Genomic DNA, 1,420 nt, shown 5'->3' on the forward strand with positions numbered 1-1,420 from the left:
TAGGTCTTTCCGTTGGGCCTGATCAAGAGCATGTTGGGTGTGTGGACGCACATGAAGTGAACCGCATGCGGGCGATGTTGGCGTTGTTCGTGGCGGATGTGTTCGCCTCGGTCCCGCGCAGGGATCAGCGGGCCAAGGGCGACTGCTATCTGCGAGGGCTGATGCTGGATGGCCGTCGCAAGTCCATCCAGGCCATGGCTGCGCGGCTGCCGGACGGCAATGAGCAGAACCTGCAGCAGTTCGTGAACCAGTCGACGTGGGATCCGGTGCCCGTCCAACGGCGGCTTGTTGAGCGGATGCTGCCGCTGATCAAGCCGACGGCCTGGGTGATCGACGACGTGTCGGTGCCCAAGGACGGGAGGATGTCGGTCGCTGTGGCCCCGCAGTACTGCGGGGCCCTGGGCAAGCGGGCCAACTGCCAGGTCGCGGTCAGTGTCCACGCCGCGACCGATGCCGCGTCCTGCCCGCTGCAGTGGCGGCTGTTCGTGCCCAAGGAGTGGGCCTTGGACACCGGCCGCCGCAGCCTCACCCGCATCCCTCCCGAGGTCACACACCGCGAGAAGTGGCGCCTGGCGCTGGACATGCTCGACACCCTCGCCGAGTGGGGCATGACGCCACCGGTCGTGGTGGCCGATGCCGCCTACGGCACCAACGCACACCTGCGGTCCGGTCTGGCCGACCGGCACCTCGCCTACGTCCTGGCCGTCCGGTCGGACGTGAGCGCCCATCCCTTCGAAGCGCAACCCGTGGCCCCGGCCCGCGACGGGCCGGTCGGCTGCTGGCCCCAGCCCCGCTACCGCCAGACCGCGCCGTCGGTGGCAGTTCTTGCCGCCAGCCTGGGACGGGAGGCCTTCACCCCTCTGACCTGGCGGAATGGCTCGAGAGGGGAGTTACGGTCCCGCTTCGCCGCGGTGCGCGTACGGCCCGCCGGCAAGGCGGTCGAACGCCCGCTCAAGGCCGCGGCCTCGGCCGAACAGGGCTGGTGGGACGGGATCCTGCCCGACTGCTGGCTGCTCATCGAGTGGCCCGCCGATGCCAAAGCACCGACCGACTACTGGCTGTCCAACCTGCCCACGGACACCCCGATCACCGACCTGGTGCGTCTGGCCAAAATCCGCTGGCGCATCGAGCATGACTACCGCGAACTCAAGCATGGCCTGGGACTTGACCACTTCGAAGGCCGTTCCTGGCCCGGCTGGCACCACCACGTCACCCTGGTGACCGCCGCCCACGCCTTCCTCACCGAACAGCGCCTGGCCCCAAAAGTCCCCGGGCCGGCCTCACCCTCTACCAGGTCCTCGACACCCTCCAGAACACCCTGAGGTGCTGGACCGGCATCTGCACCACCTGCCATCAAGCTCTACCAGCCAGGGCACACACGACACCAAGATCGAGAACGACCTAACGGAGTCCTACTAGG

General features: G+C 68.2%; 1 protein-coding gene. It reads left to right on the forward strand.

Going from position 1 to position 1,420, the window contains the following annotated elements:
* Positions 1-41: 41 nt before the first annotated feature.
* Entirely contained in the window at positions 42-1,322 is a 1,281-nt protein-coding gene (locus ACFY0U_RS45670; protein ID WP_388646478.1) for an IS701 family transposase, read from the forward strand.
* Positions 1,323-1,420 lie beyond the last annotated feature (98 nt).

It is taken from the genome of Streptomyces sp. NPDC001536 (assembly GCF_042894505.1).
Lineage (GTDB): Bacteria > Actinomycetota > Actinomycetes > Streptomycetales > Streptomycetaceae > Streptomyces.